This window comes from Pedobacter sp. SG908, from assembly GCF_011759615.1.
In the GTDB taxonomy this organism is placed as follows: domain Bacteria; phylum Bacteroidota; class Bacteroidia; order Sphingobacteriales; family Sphingobacteriaceae; genus Pedobacter; species Pedobacter riviphilus.
This window is the reverse complement of record NZ_JAAOYY010000001.1, coordinates 1,110,392-1,129,587: the sequence shown is the minus strand read 5'-3', so window position 1 is coordinate 1,129,587 and position 19,196 is coordinate 1,110,392. Positions and strand designations below refer to the sequence as shown.

At 37.7% G+C, this 19,196-nt stretch carries 16 protein-coding genes and 2 tRNA genes; 5 read left to right on the top strand and 13 right to left on the bottom strand.

The window, feature by feature from the left end; translation table 11 throughout:
- Window positions 1–7 precede the first annotated feature (7 nt).
- From FHT21_RS04765 to FHT21_RS04720, 10 genes are all read right to left on the bottom strand, one after another.
- Complete coding sequence (locus FHT21_RS04765; RefSeq protein WP_190328094.1) at window positions 8–871, bottom strand: AMP nucleosidase; 864 nt, start codon at window positions 869–871, stop codon at window positions 8–10.
- A gap of 94 nt (window positions 872–965) precedes the next feature.
- Entirely contained in the window at window positions 966–2,204 is a 1,239-nt protein-coding gene (clpX, locus tag FHT21_RS04760; RefSeq protein WP_167293605.1) for an ATP-dependent Clp protease ATP-binding subunit ClpX, read from the bottom strand.
- Window positions 2,188–2,895 carry an ATP-dependent Clp endopeptidase proteolytic subunit ClpP gene (gene clpP, locus FHT21_RS04755; RefSeq protein ID WP_057932889.1) on the bottom strand — a complete coding sequence of 236 codons (708 nt, stop codon included), beginning with the start codon at window positions 2,893–2,895 and terminating at the stop codon, window positions 2,188–2,190. The genes clpX and clpP overlap by 17 nt, the downstream gene beginning before the upstream one ends.
- Window positions 2,896–3,031: 136 nt before the next feature.
- Window positions 3,032–3,409 (bottom strand): four helix bundle protein, encoded by a 378-nt coding sequence (locus FHT21_RS04750; protein WP_167293604.1) that lies wholly within the window; start codon window positions 3,407–3,409, stop codon window positions 3,032–3,034.
- Window positions 3,410–3,454: 45 nt separating this feature from the next.
- Window positions 3,455–4,810 carry a trigger factor gene (gene tig, locus FHT21_RS04745; protein ID WP_167293603.1) on the bottom strand — a complete coding sequence of 452 codons (1,356 nt, stop codon included), beginning with the start codon at window positions 4,808–4,810 and terminating at the stop codon, window positions 3,455–3,457.
- Between the two features lie 174 nt (window positions 4,811–4,984).
- Window positions 4,985–5,066 (bottom strand) — tRNA-Leu (locus FHT21_RS04740).
- A gap of 214 nt (window positions 5,067–5,280) precedes the next feature.
- A tRNA-Leu gene (locus FHT21_RS04735) sits at window positions 5,281–5,362 on the bottom strand.
- 200 nt (window positions 5,363–5,562) lie between these two features.
- On the bottom strand, window positions 5,563–5,865 hold the full coding sequence (locus FHT21_RS04730) for a hypothetical protein (protein WP_167293602.1): 303 nt from the start codon (window positions 5,863–5,865) through the stop codon (window positions 5,563–5,565).
- Between the two features lie 82 nt (window positions 5,866–5,947).
- Window positions 5,948–6,751: a helical backbone metal receptor gene (locus tag FHT21_RS04725; RefSeq protein ID WP_167293601.1), complete on the bottom strand. Its 804-nt coding sequence runs from the start codon at window positions 6,749–6,751 to the stop codon at window positions 5,948–5,950.
- Between the two features lie 87 nt (window positions 6,752–6,838).
- Complete coding sequence (locus tag FHT21_RS04720; protein WP_167293600.1) at window positions 6,839–7,717, bottom strand: AraC family transcriptional regulator; 879 nt, start codon at window positions 7,715–7,717, stop codon at window positions 6,839–6,841.
- 217 nt (window positions 7,718–7,934) lie between these two features.
- Here FHT21_RS04720 and FHT21_RS04715 point away from each other — a divergent pair, with 217 nt between their 5' ends.
- Genes FHT21_RS04715 through FHT21_RS04695 form a run of 5 tightly spaced genes read left to right on the top strand, consistent with a single transcriptional unit; the run spans window position 7,935 to window position 13,390 of the window.
- Entirely contained in the window at window positions 7,935–8,699 is a 765-nt protein-coding gene (locus FHT21_RS04715) for an SDR family oxidoreductase (RefSeq protein ID WP_167293599.1), read from the top strand.
- 14 nt (window positions 8,700–8,713) lie between these two features.
- Window positions 8,714–9,934, top strand: coding sequence for an enolase C-terminal domain-like protein (locus FHT21_RS04710; protein ID WP_167293598.1), 1,221 nt, complete (start codon window positions 8,714–8,716; stop codon window positions 9,932–9,934).
- An 18-nt stretch (window positions 9,935–9,952) separates the two neighbouring features.
- Window positions 9,953–11,605, top strand: a complete 1,653-nt coding sequence (locus FHT21_RS04705) for a sodium:solute symporter (RefSeq protein WP_167293597.1) — start codon at window positions 9,953–9,955, stop codon at window positions 11,603–11,605.
- A 13-nt stretch (window positions 11,606–11,618) separates the two neighbouring features.
- Window positions 11,619–12,917 carry an alpha-L-fucosidase gene (locus FHT21_RS04700; protein ID WP_167293596.1) on the top strand — a complete coding sequence of 433 codons (1,299 nt, stop codon included), beginning with the start codon at window positions 11,619–11,621 and terminating at the stop codon, window positions 12,915–12,917.
- Between the two features lie 23 nt (window positions 12,918–12,940).
- Window positions 12,941–13,390 carry an L-rhamnose mutarotase gene (locus FHT21_RS04695; protein ID WP_243853859.1) on the top strand — a complete coding sequence of 150 codons (450 nt, stop codon included), beginning with the start codon at window positions 12,941–12,943 and terminating at the stop codon, window positions 13,388–13,390.
- 126 nt (window positions 13,391–13,516) lie between these two features.
- Here the strand turns inward: FHT21_RS04695 and FHT21_RS04690 are convergent, their stop codons facing one another.
- The 3 genes from FHT21_RS04690 to FHT21_RS04680 form a co-directional block, all read right to left on the bottom strand.
- The gene (locus FHT21_RS04690) at window positions 13,517–14,197 is read right to left on the bottom strand and encodes an ABC transporter ATP-binding protein (protein WP_167293595.1); all 681 of its coding nucleotides are present in this window, start codon (window positions 14,195–14,197) and stop codon (window positions 13,517–13,519) included.
- Between the two features lie 79 nt (window positions 14,198–14,276).
- On the bottom strand, window positions 14,277–16,700 hold the full coding sequence (locus FHT21_RS04685; RefSeq protein ID WP_167293594.1) for an ABC transporter permease: 2,424 nt from the start codon (window positions 16,698–16,700) through the stop codon (window positions 14,277–14,279).
- Window positions 16,701–16,775: 75 nt separating this feature from the next.
- Window positions 16,776–19,148 (bottom strand): FtsX-like permease family protein, encoded by a 2,373-nt coding sequence (locus tag FHT21_RS04680; protein WP_167293593.1) that lies wholly within the window; start codon window positions 19,146–19,148, stop codon window positions 16,776–16,778.
- Window positions 19,149–19,196: the final 48 nt, after the last annotated feature.

Here is a 19,196-nt window from a genome sequence, read left to right as displayed (position 1 = left end):
TCGCAGATTAAAACAACAAATGTTTAACGGTTAATCCGTTATTGATTAACTGTTTCAACGAATCAATACCAATTCTTAAATGTGTTTCTACATACTTTTCAGTTACGCTGCTATCGCTTTCGGCAGTTTTAACACCTTCAGGTATCATCGGCTGATCGGACACCAAAAGCAATGCACCAGCTGGAATTTTATTTGCAAAGGCCGTGGTAAAAATTGTTGCCGTTTCCATATCTACCGCCATTGCACGTAATGTTTTCAAATATTTTTTAAATTCTTTATCGTGCTCCCAAACCCTGCGGTTGGTGGTATAACAGGTCCCGGTCCAATAATCCCTACCATGATCGCGTATGGTTGTAGAAATCGCTTTCTGCAAGGCGAATGCTGGCAATGCGGGTACTTCTGCAGGCAGGTAATCATTTGAGGTTCCTTCTCCCCTAATTGCAGCAATAGGCAAAATTAAATCGCCTAATTGGTTTTTCTTTTTTAAACCACCGCATTTACCTAAAAACAAAACTGCTTTAGGTTTAATGGCTGTTAATAAATCCATCATGGTTGCAGCCAAAGGGCTTCCCATACCAAAGTTGATAATTGTAATTCCGTTGGCTGTAACACTTTGCATAGGCTTATCTAAACCCATAATCGGTGCATTATCGTTCCATTCCGAAAACATGCTTACATACTTACTAAAATTGGTTAACAGGATATAATCGCCAAATTGATCCAATGGACGGCCAGTATAGCGTGGCAACCAGTTTTTAACAATTTCGTCTTTCGATTTCAATCCCGATTTAACAGGACTTTCTACTTCTCTTACTTTTTTCGATTTCTCTACAATTTCCTCGTCTTTTTTTACGTCTTTTTCTTCGTTCATATTCTTTTCGTTTTGAGCATAGCGTTTGGCGCCTAGCGTTAACAAATATTGTATTAAAAAAAATCCCTCCCGAATTACGGGAAGGATTTGATTTTTAAGCGGCCTGCAACTTTTTAAAGTCGGCCTTTTCAAATTTCTCTATCGCGTAATCGAGATTGATATGCAGCTCCTTGACGTCCGTCTGCGTTGGCGTATCAAACATCGCATCCAACATAATCGCTTCACAGATTGATCTTAAACCACGGGCACCTAGTTTATACTCCATTGCTTTATCTACAATAAAGTCTAAAACATCTTCATCAAAAACAAGCTTTACGTCTTCGTAAGCAAAAAGCTTCACATATTGCTTGATTAATGAATTTTTGGGCGCGGTTAAAATATTTCTCAACGATTCTTTATCTAATGGATTTAAGTGAGAAAGAACCGGTATACGACCAATTAATTCTGGAATCAATCCAAAAGATTTCAAATCCTGAGGTGTAATATACTTATAAAGATTTTTAAGATCTAAAACTGTTTCATCTTTCTTTACTTTATAACCAACAGCCTGTGTGCGTAAACGATTTGCAATTTTACGTTCTATACCATCAAATGCTCCACCACAGATAAACAGAATGTTATTAGTGTTTACCGGGATCATTTTCTGATCTGGATGTTTACGCCCGCCCTGAGGTGGAACGTTTACAACCGTACCTTCTAAAATTTTCAATAAAGCCTGCTGAACACCTTCTCCTGATACATCACGTGTAATGGATGGGTTATCGCTTTTACGTGCTACCTTATCTACCTCATCAATATATACAATACCACGTTCGGCAGCTGTTACATCATAATCTGCAGCCTGAAGCAATCGTGTTAAAATGCTTTCAACATCTTCACCTACATAACCTGCTTCTGTTAAAACCGTAGCATCGCAGATACAGAATGGTACATGCAAAATTTTCGCAATGGTTTTAGCCAAAAGTGTTTTACCGGTACCCGTTTCGCCCACCAACATGATATTTGATTTTTCAATCTCAATCTCGTCTTTATCAACTTTTTGATTTAAACGTTTGTAGTGATTATAAACGGCAACAGATAATACCTTTTTTGCATCATCCTGACCAATAACATACTGATCAAGATGTTGTTTAATTTCAAGAGGCTTTAATAAGTTTATCGCCTCTTGAATATTTTTCGTCCCTTTGGTCCCTAATTCTTGCGCAAGCAATTGATTGGCCTGGGTTACACATTTATCGCAGATAAATGCATCCATACCTTCAATCAACATTAACGTTTCATGCTTGCCAGAATGGCAGAATGAACAACGGGATTCTTTATTTTGTTTCGCCATCTTTTTTTGCGTTTCTCGATAACACCTCATCAACCATACCAAATCCTTTTGCCTCGTCAGCTGTCATCCAGTAATCGCGATCTGAAGCTTTCTCTACCCAATCGTATGTTTGGCCAGAGTGCTCTGAAATAATATCGTATAATTCTTTTTTCAATTTCAACATCTCTCTCAAGTTGATCTCCATATCGGATGCCACACCTTGTGCACCGCCAGATGGTTGGTGGATCATTACCCTTGAGTGAGGCAATGCAGCACGTTTTCCTTTTGCACCTGCTACCAATAAAACTGCACCCATCGATGCGGCCATACCAGTACAAATTGTAGCTACATCTGGCTGTATATATTGCATGGTATCGTAAATACCTAAACCAGCATAAACCGAGCCACCTGGCGAGTTAATGTAGATCTGAATATCCCTATCAGCATCTGTTGATTGCAAAAACAACAACTGTGCCTGAATGATATTCGCATTCTGATCGTAAATCGCATCACCTAAAAAGATAATACGATCCATCATTAATCTTGAAAAAACGTCCATTTGCGCTACATTCAACTGGCGTTCTTCAATGATATATGGCGTCATGCTCTTAGGGTTCAGATTAGCCTGAGCAATAAATTTATCTACATGTAAACCGCCAATTCCCTGATGTTTAACGGCAAATTTTCTGAATTCTTGTGAATCTATGTTCATAGTATGAGTTTTTTTTTAGCAGAGGGCATAGAGTTTCGAGTTCCTGTTCCCCATCGTTTCGTGAATAATAAAAAACCAAAATATAAATAATATTTTAATTATGTTGGTTTAGACAAAGAGTATACCATATCGAAATCTATGACAATATAGCACTCCGCTTCTTCAAACTTTTAGAAAAGCTGGAAATCATCCTTGCTAAAATATCTAAATCTTCCAATAAATCTGCCAAATCCTTGTCAGAAACTAGTAATCTTAAATTTAACACCAAAAGAATATTGGCATTTTCGAAGATGGACCGATGTGCATAGTTTAAAAAACGTTTGAAATCGGCAGCAGAATTAGAACCAGACCCTTCTGCGATATTATTGGATACACTAAGAGCAGCTCCTCGAAGCTGCTCTGCGAATCTAAACTTTTTTATTTCTTCTGATTTCTCAGAAATATCGATCAATTTATCACCTACAATTATAGCGCTCTGCCAAATTAACAAGTCTCGAAATTTAAATTTTGCCACTCGGCAAAATAGGATTTTATATTGTGATTTTAAAAGCTCCTAGCTCTATGCTTTTTTCTCCACTAGCGCTACAAACTTATCATAATCAATATCTTTTTGCTCTAAAGTAACAACAGATTTGATTTGCTCGAAAGTTTTTAATGCTTTTACTTCTTCAAAAACGCGGTTTGCATTTTCTTTTTCCTGCAAAAACTGAACAGCATATTGAGCCAATTGATCTTCTGGAAGTGGGCTTGGGCTATACATTCTGAACTGTGCATCTAATTTAGCTTTAGCCGCCTGAACTACATCTTCATATTTAATTTCGATGCTGTTATCTTTAATGATTTTGTTTTCGATTAAAGTCCATTTAAGGTTTTTAGCGAAATCATCATAACCTTCTGCCAATTCCTCGTCAGTTAGTTTCTCATTTGTAGCTTTTAACCAACGACGTAAAAACTCATCTGGCAATTCGAAATTGTGCTTAGTTAAAAGTGCTTCATAAATATCGTTCGATAACTTACGTTCAGCATCTTGCTTAAACATACTTTCTACTTCTTCAGTAATTTTCGCTCTGAAACCAGCTTCGTCGGTTACTGTACCTTCACCAAATAATTTATCAAAAAACTCTTGGTTTAAGTCAGACTCTTCTAAACGGTTAACGTTTTTAACGTGAAGCTTAAAGTTTGCTTTTAAAGCAGCAGCCTCTTCTTCTGAAATATTTAAAGCTTTTGCAATTACAGCGGCATCTTCAAATGCTTTTTGGATGTCGATCGTTACTTCATCGTCTTTCTTTAAACCAATTAACGATTTAAGGATCTTTTTATCTTTAATCTGATCTAAACGAACACTTGCCGTACTGGTAATACCACCTTCAACAGCTGTGCCATCTGCAGCCACCTGGGTTAATTCGGCATAAAGCACATCGTCATCAGCCGAAACTTCAGGATTAGTCATTTTACCATAGCTACGACGGATATTTTTGATACGGCTTTCTAAAGTTTCTTTATCAGCTTTAATTACATATTCTGTAAATTTATCTTTAGATGAAAGATTTACATCAAAAGCTGGCGCTAAACCTAACTCATAATCAAATTCGAAATCATCTGTATTGTCCCATTTAAATTCGCGTTCATCGTCCATTTTAGGAAGTGGTTGACCTAAAATTTCTAATTTTTGTTCAGCGATATAGTTAGATAAGGTATCGTTCAATAAGTTGTTAACCTCTTCTACCAAGATACTTTTGCCATACATTTTTTTAATGTGGGCAGCAGGAACCATTCCTTTACGGAAACCAGGTAATTGTGCTTTTTTAGCTTGATCTTTAATGGCTTTCTCTACTTTTCCAGTGTAATCAGCAGGTGCGATTTTGATTTTTACAACAGCATTTAAGTTGCCGGTTTTTTCCTGTGTAATATTCATTTTTTCTGAGATATGAGTATTGAGATGTACAATTAGACTTGAGATCGAGATATGAGATTTGAGACAAACAGCACATATCGCTTCAATTAAAACAGCACATCAATTTTTATTAATCAATGTTTTTAAAAACAAAACCGTTCCGATTTTTAAATCGGAACGGCCTTTATCTTGTTGTGCGGAAGAAGGGACTCGAACCCCCACGCCGTGAAGCGCCAGATCCTAAGTCTGGTGCGGCTACCAATTACGCCACTTCCGCAGTTAGGATGTTGTAAGGACTGCAAAGATAGAAACAAGATTGAATAATCAAAAGGCATGGGCAATATTTTATTGATTATTTCGACCAAAAACTGTTAACTCTTTAATTTTTAAGGAGAAAAATTTTAACAATGGAGAATTTCGTGATGGTTTGTGGAGATATGTGCCATAAAAAAACCGTTCTGATGTTTAAATCGGAACGGTTGATCTTGTTGTGCGGAAGAAGGGACTCGAACCCCCACGCCGTGAAGCGCCAGATCCTAAGTCTGGTGCGGCTACCAATTACGCCACTTCCGCAGATAGGATGTTTTAAGGATTGCAAAGATAGAAACTAAATTGAATAATCAAATCTTTGGAATGCTTTGTGAAGAAACAAAATTTAATCTCAAAGGTTGTGACTGGCAATCTTAATGCATTAGAAAGTTAATGAACCATGGGTGAAGCTTTAGGATTCCCATTTTCACGGGAATGACGCCATTATCTTAACCAGGTAGGTATCAAAATTTTACTAGCGTTACATCGATAAATTCAGGTCCGCCTTCTAATGGATAGCCAGAAACCTTTTTCCCTTTTATGGTAACCTTCTTATCTAAATAGGTATCAAGATTGATGCTTGCACTTTTTAAGGCATAAGTTTTATTTTCTGCTTTTAATAAATGTGTGCCGTATTGAAAGGTAGTCATGCCTAATTTTTCAATTGTTCCACTTGCGGTAACCGTACTGGAGTTTCCTCCGTTTTTCATTGAACTGCAACTGGAAATTACGGCTACGAACAAGGATAGTATTAATATTTTTCTCATCTGATTATGATTTGTTTTTTATCGGTGATGCTATGATAACGGGATAATTTAACCATATGCTACAAATTATAAAAATTTGCCTTTAAAAGCTAATAATTTGCTTCTGAAACTCAAAAAAGTATTGAACGGCTTTAACCAATCTACTTCCATACCAGCTGAACATTTCTCCATCTACCAGTATAATTTTTACCTCGGGAATAGCCGCTTGTATTTCTTCAATATGTTTTTCGCCAAAAGGATAGGGTTCTGACGAAAGCAGGATCAGTTCGCAATTTAAAGCTTTCAGTTCTGCGAGTGTAATCGATGGATAACGTTCTTGCCTAACCACATTTGTCATACCATTGATTAATAGAATATCATTTATAAAGGTATTTTTTCCAGCAACCATATAGGGCTTGCGCCAGATGAGGTACACTACCTTTTTATCTATGTGATGTTGAAGTGCAAGTGTCTTCAGATCGTTAAATCCTGCTGAAATAAGATGATTAAGGTAACTGGCTTCTGGTTCGCGATCTACAAGCTCCCCTATCTGGCCAATCGTCTTCATGGCATCATCTAAAGTGAAAATGTCGCTCATCCAAACCGGAAAGTCTGCTGCAAGTTCTTCTATGTCGCTTTGCGTATTTTCTTCTTTATTCCCAATAATCAAGTCGGGTTTTAAATCTTTGATTAAATCGATGTTGAGTTTTTTTGTTCCACCAACCTTGGTTCTTTCTGCAAATTTTTCTATCGGATGGATGCAAAATTTGGTCAATCCGATAATTTCCTGATCCAATCCTAAATCAAATAACAATTCTGTTTGGGAGGGTACTATAGAAATAATCCGTTTGGGTGGGAAATTGATAGTAACCTCCCGCCCCATCTGATCGGTAAACGTTTTTTGCATGAAGCAAATATAGGATTTAGTAAAGATTAGTGTGTTCAAAAGAGGTCTTTTCAAAGGCTAATCTTCATTCAGCAAGTTTTAACCGGATCAATCTGCAATTAACATTTTCTTATATTCTTTTGGGGTAACGCCTTTGGCCAGCTTGAAAAATTTGTTAAAATTGGAAAGACTATTAAAACCACATATATAAGCCATTTCACTGATCTGGTGATCACTTTCGGCAATTAATTTGCAGGCATGGCCAATTCTTACTTCATTAACAAAAGTTACAAAAGTTTTCTGTGTGCGGTTTTTAAAGTATCTGCAAAAAGCCTGTTTATTCATATTGGTCATCTCGGCAGCATCTCCCAACAATATCTCTTTATTAAAATTATCGAAAACATATTTCAAAATTTTATCCATTCTATCATTATCTTTTAACTGATAATTATTGGTATAGCCCGGGCTCGCCAGTAACACATAATCTTTATTTTGACAAAGCAGGTTTAAAATTTCCAGCACCCCTATTAAACGCGTTATTTCTTCTGTTGCCTGAGCAATTTTTAACAACAAAGGTTTTATTTCCTTTCTGGCCGAAAAGTTAAATTTCATTCCGCGTTTAGCCAGTTGAAAAAAATTTTTAAGCTTCTGTATATTCTCTGGCTCATGAAAAATATCCAGTATTTTTTCGGGATGGAGAAAAAGCGAAATCGAATGTGCATGGATATTTGGTGTCGAATCGCTAAAATACTGCTGACTATTGTGCCATACATGAGGCAAATTAGCGCCTACAAAAATCATGTCTTCGTTATTAAAATCTTCAATACTATCACCGATCATGCGCCGCCCTTCACTCTCAACGTTATAGGTAAGCTGGCATTCTTCGTGAAAATGGAATTCGGTAGAAAAGTAAGGCGCATTTACAATCTTTGTGCCGTAAACATCATTTACTTTTCCATCGAGTATTTTGGCAAAAATCGGTTTCATTTGATACAGACTATTTTCTTTACCGTCAGTTTTATTACTTATGATGGCTATTTGGTTATGAAAAAGTAATTTACCATTTACATCATAAATTACCAATTAATACAAATAACTTCAATAAAACGGCTAATATAACATCATTATTAGCGAATTATACCTCGGTTAATCTCTTTTTTCCTTAATAAATTAGCTATTACAAATACTAACCAAATTAAACAACATGCTTCATCATAAAATTATTGTACTAACAGGAGGTGCCGATGGCATTGGCTGGGAATGTGCAAAGGCCTATTCCAAAGCTGGTGCTACTGTTTGTATCCTTGATAAAAACCCAATAGCCGAAAACAAACTCAATGAACTCGAAACAGCGCAAAAAATAGCCATAGTCTGCAATCTAGTTAATGAAAATGAAGTAGCAGATGCTTTTAAAACCATCATCGAAAAATTTGGTGCTATAGATGCCATACATAACAATGCAGGGATTGCGCATCCTTCAAAAATGCTCGATCAAACAACAGATGCTGAGTGGGATTTATTGATGAATGTTAACTTAAAAAGCATTTTATATACCACCCGCCATGGCATCGGGCATCTTAAAAAAACAAAGGGCTGTATTTTAAATACCAGCTCGATGGTAGGCAGCATTGGGCAAAACAATCATGCCGTTTATGTAGCTACAAAGGGTGCAATTAATGCATTAACGAAAGCCATGGCTTTAGATTATGCACCATACAGAATACGCGTTAATGCGGTTTCGCCCGCAGCGATTAATACCCCAACCCTGCAATCATGGAGCAAAGAACAGCCCAATAAAGAAGAAATACAACATTACTTGGATAAACTCCAACCTTTGGGAAGCATGCCAGCTGGCGATGTAATTGCAGATGCTTGCTTATTCTTACTCAGCGATGCTGCAAGATTTATAACTGGAACTATTTTACCCGTAAGTGGTGGAGCAGAACTAGGATACAGAACCATCATATAATCCAGATTGTTAACATGATAAACAAAATAGAAATTAGCGACAAACGATTTGAACTATCAACCGGTGCAGGCAGCGATGCTATACATAAAGATCCTCAATACTCTTATGCGGTTACCAATTTAACCAACGAAAACGGCATAACAGGAACAGGGCTAGCCTTTACACTTGGCGCTGGTAACGATTTGGTCTGCAATGCCGCTCAATTTTATGCCAATACCTTAAAGGGAAAAGATATTGAAGAACTGATGAGCGATTTTGGACAGACTTTTCGCACGTTATCAAACGAACAGCAATTTAGGTGGTTAGGACCACATAAAGGTGTTGTACATTTAGGATTAGCTTCTGTAACCAATGCCTGTTACGATTTATGGGCAAAAAAACGCGGCGTACCACTTTGGAAACTATTGATCGATTTAAGTCCCGAAGAAATTGTGAATACACTCGATCTCTCCTACCTGGAGGATGTACTCACCAAAGAAGAGGCAATTGCCATGCTGCAAAGCCAAACCGATTTCAAAAAATCGAGAGAAGCTATTCTTGATATCGGTTATCCAGGATACGATACTTCTGTAGGCTGGTTTAATTACGACGATGAAAAGGTACGCGAAAACTGTAAAAAGGCTATTGCCAATGGTTTTACCGCAATGAAACTTAAAGTAGGATCTGCCGATCCTAAGCGTGATATCAGAAGGGCAAACATTGTACGTGAAGTTGCCGGAGAAACCTCAAAAGTAATGTTAGATGCCAATCAGCAATGGACGCTACCACAAGCCGTTTCAATATGTAATGAGCTTAAAAATATGAATCCTTTCTGGGTGGAAGAACCTACCCACCCGGATGATGTATTGGCACACCAGACTTTAGCCAAAGAAATTGCACCTATTAAATTGGCTTTGGGAGAACATGTACCCAACCGTATTATTTTTAAGAATTACCTACAAACTGGTTGTACGGGTTTTGCGCAGGTGGATGCAGTACGCGTTGGCGGCGTTAGCGAATTCATCACGATTAGTTTATTGTGCAAAAAATTTGGCGTGCCCGTTGTGCCACACGTTGGCGACATGGGGCAGTTACATCAGCATCTGGTACTGTTTAATCATATTGCTATGGGCCATGAAGCTTTATTTCTGGAACATATCCCCCATTTAAAACAACACTTTAAAAATCCGATTAAAATTGAAAACGGAGTTTACATCACTCCACAAGAAGCGGGAAGCAGCTGTGATTTAAAATAACCCAAAATCTAACCAAATATGATTAGTACAACCGATATCGTAATTACCATTGCTTATATACTTTTTATTGTAACCATAGGTTTATGGACCGGAACGAGAAAAAAGAAAAACGAAGAAATCACCAGTGGAGAATACTTTTTGGCGGGCAAATCGCTTAAATGGCCAATGATTGGCCTGGCGCTGTTTGCAACAAACATTTCGTGTCTCCATTTGGTAAGTTTGGCACAGAGCGGATTTGACAGCGGGCTTTTAAATGGCAATTTTGAATGGATGGCGGCATTTACCCTTATTCTTTTGGCCTTATTATTTATTCCTTTTTATATCCGGTCGGGTATTTCTACTTTACCCGATTTTTTAGAGCGAAGGTATAACCGCGCCTGTAGAGACTGGTTGGCATTCATCTCTATTCTATCGGCCATCATTATCCACATTGCTTTTTCTTTTTTAGCGGGTGGTATTGTACTCGAAACCCTATTCGGTATAGATATGTATGTAAGTATAGTTGTAATTGCCTCGCTAACCGGATTATACACCATTATTGGCGGCTTAAGGGCAGTTGTAGTTACCGAAACGATACAGAGTTTAGTGTTGATTACCGGTGCCATTATCATTACAGTTTTTGCGTGGAATAAAGTTGGTGGCTGGGATCATATGACGGCTATACTGCAAAAAGAAAACGCCATGGATAAACTCAGTATGGTACGTCCGATTGGCGATAAGAGTGGAATGAGCTGGATAGCCGTATTTTTAGGGTATCCGGTTTTGGGTATTTGGTACTGGTGTGCCGACCAAACCATAGTACAACGTGTTTTAGGCGCAAAAGATGAAAACCATGCCCGCGTAGGCTCGTTATTTTGCGGTTTTATCAAAATTTTGCCTGTGTTTATTTTCGTATTACCGGGTTTGTTTGCATATATCTTGTATAAATCGGGGACTATGGATTTATCCAGTTTGCAAACTGTTGGCGCCAATGGCAAAACGGTGTTAAACACCAAGGGCATTTATACATTAATGATTACCCAGCTTTTGCCCAAAGGACTGGTGGGTATTTTGGTAGCCGCATTATTATCAGGATTAATGAGTCAAATTGCGGGTGCATTAAATTCTATCGCTACATTAAGCAGTTATGATTTATACAAAAGATTTAAACCCGAAACCAGCGATAAAAAATTGGTTAGTGTAGGTCGCTGGTCGGCAGGCATTGCATTAGCCGTTTCAATAGCCCTCTTGCCATTATTAAATAGCTATCAAAGCCTTTTCGAAGGCATAAATGATGTAATAGCGCATATTGCTCCTCCTATTACCTGTGTGTTCTTATTGGGGGTATTTTGGAAAAAAGCATCGGCAAAAGGGGCACAATATACTTTGCTGCTCGGCTCTATTATTGGGGCGAGTGTTTTTGTGGTAAACAAATTATATGGTGCAGAAACTATAATTGGTAAAATCCCCTTCATGATGATGGCCTTTTACCTGTTCTGTATCTGTGTATTTATACAGGTTATATTTTCTTACATCTATCCAGTAAAACACACCCCCCAAAGCGAAGTTTTGTACTGGAGTTCTATTTGGGAACCCCTTAAAAGTAAAGGCTGGAGCGGAATAGGCAACTACAAATTTCTATCAGTGCTTTTATTGGTGATAATGAGTGTTTTATATATCTACTTTAAATAAAATTAACATGAATATGAAAAGATTTCTCTTGTTCTTCGTTGCACTAATTACTTTTTTCAGTGTTAACGCGCAAACTAAAACAAATGCTTCAGTAATGAACGATTTTATGGATAAACGATTTGGTATGTTTATTCATTGGGGGCCAGTGAGTTTACGCGGTACCGAGATTGGCTGGAGCCGTGGCGATCAGGTTCCAACGGAAGATTATGACAATCTCTATAAAGAATTCAACCCAGTTCTATTTGATGCCGCCGCCATTGTAAAAACAGCAAAAGATGCCGGAATGAGATATCTGACCATTACGGCACGTCATCATGATGGGTTCTGCTTATGGCCAACTGCATTTACTGATTTCAATATTACCAATACACCTTATAAAAAAGATATTGTTGGTGCATTAAACGAAGCCTGTAAAAAACAGGGAATTAAATTCTGTATTTATTACTCGGTATTAGACTGGCATCATCCAGATTACCCGATCCACTCTCCAAAAAACCAAACAATTGATCCAAAATCAGACATGAGCCGATATATACTTTATATGAAAAATCAGTTAAAAGAACTTATTACCAAATATGATCCTTACATGCTCTGGTTTGATGGACAATGGGAAAAACCCTGGACAGACGAGATGGGTAAAGATTTATATGCATATCTAAAACACCTAAAACCCGATATCATTACCAATAACCGCTTGGGAAAAGAATTTGCGGCAATGGAAAATAAAAACATTGATGCTTCTAAAATGATAGGCGATTACGACACACCCGAACAAGTAGTAGGCAAATTAAATATGTTTACGCCCTGGGAAAGCTGTTTTACTATTTGTAACCAATGGGCCTGGAAACCAAACGATAAAATGAAACCGCTAAAACAGTGCCTCGAAATTATTTCGAAAACTGCAGGTGGTAATGGCAATCTTTTATTAAATGTAGGCCCTATGCCAGATGGTAGAATTGAAGCCCGCCAAATAGAACGTTTAAAAGAAATTGGCGATTGGTTAAAAACCAATGGTGAGGCCATTTATGGCACATTAGGTGGCCCTTATCAGCCCAATAGTGATTATGCCACTACCAGAAAAGGGAATAAAATCTATGTGCATATATTAAACACCAATCTGGCCAAACTGAGTTTAAAGGCTATCCCAGGTTTAAAAGTTAAAAAAGCATACCTGCTAAATAACCAAACCATTAATATAACGCAAAAGGATGATATTTCTCTGCAACTTCCGGTCAATCAGGCCAACCAGCCTGATTATATTGTTGTGCTAGAGTTAAACGGAAACGCTGAAAACATTCCAGTTATTAAATAAACAGATCCCTAAAAAAGGTATTTATGAAAAATTTAAAAACAATGTATTTTTTGGCCTTAGCTTTCGTGCTAATGGTCTCCGCCTGTAACCCACCTGCAAAAACAGAAGCCAAATTACCAAATGCAGTAAACAAAGTGTTACGTTATGGCAGTATTACAGGTTTGAGGCCCGAAAAGATGGCTTATTACAAAAAGTTACATGCTGAAGTGTGGCCAGGGGTATTAAAAAAAATAACAGAATGTAACATCCATAATTATTCCATTTATTTAAAAGAAATTGAGGGCAAACAGTATCTTTTTAGCTATTTCGAGTATACCGGAAACGATTTTGCTGCTGATATGAAAAAGATGGCTGCTGATGCCACTACGCAACATTGGTGGAAAGAAACCGCACCGACTCAGATCCCACTACCCGATGCCGCTGCTAAAGGCGAAACCTGGAGCAATATGGAAGAAGTTTTTCACGAAGATTAGTAATACGACATACGAACAGTGAGCATTTCATCAACTAAAATAATGAGTTATTTAGATAAACACAGCTGAAATATTAAAGGCTGTGTTTATCTCTCCAAGCAAAAGCTCAACTTAATAAAATTCGGTTTAACCTACCGCCACATCCTCCTTTACTACACCATCGGCAATGTGCAAAATCCTATTTCCGTATTGCGCATTTTTTTCGGAGTGCGTAACCTGGATAATGGTAATACCATCTTCCTGATTTAGCTTTTTAAACAGCGCCATAATTTCTTCTGCCTGTGCCGATTGCAAGTTACCCGTTGGCTCATCGGCCAGAATTATAGATGGTTGTGCAGCCAATGCCCTTGCTATACCAACCAGTTGCTGCTGGCCACCAGAAAGTTGGTTAGGGAATAAATCTTTTTTGGCCACAATATTAAAGCGGTCTAATAGGTCGGCAATTCTACTTGCCCGTTCGGCGCTACCTACTTTTTTGTACAGCAATGGGGCTTCAATATTTTCGTAAACGGTCATTTCATCAATTAAGTGGTATGCCTGAAAAACAAAACCGATGTGATTGCGGTAAAGTTCAATGCGTTTACGTTCGTTTAAACTGGTTACATCTTCACCCAGGAAGTTATAAGTACCGTAAGTGGGTTCTTCTAACATGCCTATAATGTTTAGCAAGGTCGATTTCCCGGCGCCCGATGGGCCCATAATGGAAACGAACTCGCCCTGATTAATCGTAGTGGTTACCAAACGCAACACATAATTTTTAACACCTTTACTGGCGTAATACTTTTCGATATTGGTAAGTTGTATCATATTTTTTAAAGTTTAGCGGAAAGCGATTGGCAGTCAGCGAAAAAATCTACGCTGAATACCAAATACTATCTGCAGGTCGTTATTCGTATTTAAGTGCTTTTACCGGGTTTGCTAAAGCGGCCCTTCTTGCCTGGATACTTACGGTTAAAACAGCAATGATGATTGAAACCACAGTAGCCAGAAAGAATGGGTATAATGGCAAATCTATACGGTATGCAAAACCATTGAGCCATTTTTTCACCACAATATAGGCGACTGGCCAACTGATGAGATTGGCAATGATTACCAGAACCAGGAATGTTTTATTTAAAAGACCAACAATCTGTATGTTGGATGCTCCTAAAATTTTTCTAGTGGCAATTTCTTTTGTACGGCGTTTTGCTACAAAAGTAGATAGGGCAAACAGACCGAGCAGTGAAAGTGAAACAGAAACAATGCTGAACAGCACTATCATACTCATAAAACGTTTATTATTTTCGAGCACTTTATCAAAAGCACTATCCAAAGTGGTGTACTCCATCAGGAAATCGGGATAGATATGTTTCCATTCGACCTTTATTTTTTCGATAATGGCAGCATTCTTATCGCTGTTCAACCTTACAATCAGGTTATTGGTAGAGGATGTGCCACCTAAAGTGGTTACTTTATAAAGTGTTGGCAGTACCTGCTTGTCAAAACCTTCGTTATGATAGTCTTTAATTACTCCAATAATCTGAAAATTAAGCATTTTATCCTCGTCAGCGATTTTATAACTTTTACCAATCGGATTTTTATCGATCAGCTTTGCCGCAGCTTCGTTAAGGACAACGGTATTAATGGTATCCTGCTTATATTCTTTTGAAAAAATACGTCCTTTTAAAAGTTTTACGCCCAGTGCGGAAAGTGCATCCATGCTTATTGTTACCGTATTGAATGAAATTTTATTGCCATTATATTCTATTTGCTCCGGAACATTAAAGGCATTTCCCATTATCTGGGTTGTGGTAGCCACATACTGCACCCCGGGAATACGTTTTATCTTATCGACAAGATTTTGATCATAACCTGCTCTGATGTTGATGAGATTGCTCCGTTCGAATCCTAAATCCTTATTATTGAGATAATTTGTCTGTAGCTGCATCACAATTATGGCAATAATAAAGGTTACCGAAATGATAAACTGAAAAACCACGAGCAAATTTCGTAAAATTATGCCCTTTAAACTGCCGCTGTAATTGCCTTTTAATACTGCTGCAGGATTGTAATTGGATAAGATCCAGGCAGGATAAAAACCGGCCAATAAAGTGACCAGCGTAAAAAGACCGAATAGCTGTAAAAGCATATTGAAAAGATTTGGGTTATGCCAAAAACTAAGCTCAACATGAAACTGAGTGTTGAACGAGGGCAATAATACCTCAATCAATATTACCGACAGGAACAGGGCAACTACACTCTGTAATGTGCACTCCAGTAAAAACTGACCGATCAGTTGCTGTTTATAAGCACCCATTACCTTTTTAACCCCAACCTCTTTAGCACGTTGCACAGACTGGGCAGTTGCCAGATTAACAAAGTTAATAATCGACACCAACAGGAGAAATACACAGATAGCGATTACAGGCTTTAATTTTTCAAGCCAGCTTATCTCAAACGGGCGGTTACCATGAACTTCAGTTAATGGAATTGCTTTTAACTGAAGGTATTTACCATCGGCGAAATAACTTTTGTATTCAATTTTTTTAAGTGGCGCTGTTGACTTTTGATAATCAACATAAACCTTTTTAAGGGTCTGGTTTAAAAGTTCAGGATCGACTCCTTCATTTACCCTCGCATAAACCTGACAATAATTGCTATTTGTTGGATTAACGGGGTCTTTATCCTTGTTTCCTGTGCGCATAATAGCAGTAAAGCCTGCTGTTTCGGGCGTTTGAGGGTCTTCTACCACTCCGGTTACGGTTAAATCTGTACCTTCATCTCCTTGCCAGGCAACTACCTTGATAACTTTACCCAGAACATTCCCTTCGCCAAATATTTTTTTGGCCAGGCTCTGCTTCAGCACAACCGATTTTGGTGCCTTTAACGCATCATTTTCGCTGCCCTGTAAAAACTTATACTTAAAAACATGGAAGAAACTGCTATCGGAATCTTTCATCCTGTTAACTATAATGGGATCGGCATTGCCGACTTTAACAGAATTTCCGGTTCTGAAATCCCAATCAGGATCTACTTTTGTAACTGCAATCGCCTGTGGAACTTTTTCACGGATCAAATTGGCTACCCTGCTATCATTAGATTCCTGTAGATGTTCTTTATTATCAGGGGTAAAAAAACTATGACGTTCCCTAATTTGATAAACAGATTTGAGCTCAGGCGACCAGGTATCGTAGCTTTCTTCGTGGTTAATGTATAAGAGCATCAGTACAAAAGCTGTTAAGCCAATGGCCAAACCGCCAATATTAATGGCTGCATAAACCTTGTTTTTAAATAGGCTTCGTAGTGCGATTTTTAAGTTCAGTTTAAACATACAGTGTAAGGGTTATCGTGTAGGGTTTAAGGTCTGGGCGCATTAACTTCCCCATAAACCTTAAACTCTACACCATTATTCATATTTAAGTGCATCAACAGGGTTTGCCTTTACGGCACTGTTTGCCTGGATACTTACGGTTATAATGGTTAATAAAATGGTTAAGCCGGCACTGATTAAAAAGGGAAAAAGTGGCAGATCAATCCGGTATGCAAAGGTTTCGAGCCATTTTTTGGTTAAAATGTAAGCCAATGGCCAGGAAATAATATTGGCAATAAGCACCATAACAAAAAATGAACTATTAATGAGTTTGAAAATCTGTAAATGACTTGCACCAAGAATTTTCCTTACTGCAATTTCTTTAATCCTGCCGGTAGTAATGTATTTTGCAAAGGCAAACAGGCCTAGTATGGCAATAAAAATGGTGAGTATAGCAGCAGCAAAAAATACAGATTGCAGTTGCTCTTGTTTTTTGAACAGTTTACCATAAAGCTCATCCAGGAATTCGTATCTAAAATCTTCGCCATCCTGAGGATTTATTTGTGGCCATTGTGCTTTCAAAGCAGCCAATGCATCTGCCATTTTGTTTTCGGAAATTTTGAGCATAATTTGCAACTTGTACCCCCCGCAAGGATTTTTAATCGCATAAATTGTTGGCTGAATAGGGCTTTCAAATCCTTGCGTTTTAAAATCTTTAATTACACCAATTATTTTATAATCAATATCGCAACCTCGGATGGTTTCTCCAATGGGGTGTTTAATGCCATATTTAGCTACAGCACTTTCATTTATGACCGCAGCATTTACAGTATCCGTTTTAAATTCATTCGAGAAAAAACGTCCTTCTTTTAATTTTAAGTCTAAAGTTTTCAAATAATCGAAGTCTACATCCACGAAATCAATATTTGCCTTTAAGCCCTTAGCAGCGTAACTATTCACTCCGTTTGTACCACCCGGTATAAAAGTTGCCACAGTAGCTGATTTAATCCCCGGTATTTTCAGAATTTTATCTCTAACAGGCTCAAATTTATCCGGCTTGTTAAAAATGGTAATGTTTTTAATGTAAACCACCTGATTGGCGGTAAAACCTAAATCCTGATTATGCATGTATTTTAACTGCGCGTTGATAATAAACAGACCAATAATGAAAATCACTGCAATGCTGAATTGGAAAACCAATAGCCCATTTCGTAACCATGAGCTTTGTTTGCTGGTAGAAAAATTCCCTTTAAGCACCAATGCCGGTTTAAAACCAGATAATACCAATGCAGGATAGATACCAGCAATAATTGTAATCAGGCATAATATCGATGGCAATTGCCAAAACAAACCATTATCGATATGCCAGATTAATAAATTAACTTGAAAGAGATTGTTAAAACCCGGGAGCGCCAACTCGGCTAAAATTAACCCAAATATTGTAGCAATAAAACATTGTATAAATATTTCTGTTAGAAACTGAACAGTAAGTTGCGAACGAAAGGCACCCATCACTTTTTTAATCCCAACTTCCTTAGCTCGTTTTGCAGCCTGTGCAATACTTAAATTGGTAAAGTTGATGCAAGCAATAACAAGAATCAAAATTCCAAGCACAGAAAGGGCGATTAATATTTTGTATGGCACATCATTACCTGCCTTTGGCCTTAAATGCTGATTTGATAGTGGGTCTAAAAATGTAGAAATACCTTTTAGTTCGTTGGTTGTTTTTTTATTGGTTTTATCTTTTAATAATTCGGCTCGATATAAACTAGTAATTTTTTGCTCAAGATTCGCCACATCCGTCCCAGGTTTTACCTGTAGGTAAATGGTATAATCATTCATATCATAATTATCCCCCGTGCCTAACTCGTTAGCGATAGAAACACCATCGAAAGTGAAGTTTGAATGCAAATTGTTCTTAATAGAACCAGCTATAATTCCCATGATCCCTGAATTGCTGGCTCCATAGCCAACCATTTCAGGCTTGTTATCCTTTTTATTCGGGAAAAGCGTTTTCAAACTTTCGGTACTTAGGTAATTAAGCCTTTCCGTATCTCCCGCTGGTTTTACAAGGCCACTTTCGGGTTTTATATTGAGTATCTTGGCCGCATTATAATCGACAGTCAAAATCCGTTTAGTAAAAAGTGTGTTTTCGCCATTTTTAATGGTTAGTTCAAAAGAACTGTCTTTTATAAGACCAGCTGATTCAACTTCAGGAAAATTTTGCTTGATGGCTTTTGCAAATGGAGCCGCAGTGTAATTGGTTTTAAATTCTGGATAGGTTATTCCAACTACGTACACGCTCTTATAATTGGGATTGGTTTTATCAAAGCTGGTTTCATAAGTAAAATACATCGTAACCAAAATAAAAGCAGCCAAGGCAATAGCCAATCCACCTATATTTATGGAGGTAATTACCTTGTTTCTCCAAAGGTTGCGAAGTGCAATTTTTAAGTTTAATCTGAACATAAGGCGTAGGGTTTGGCGTAAAGTGTTTGGCGTGTAGCGTTTAAATGC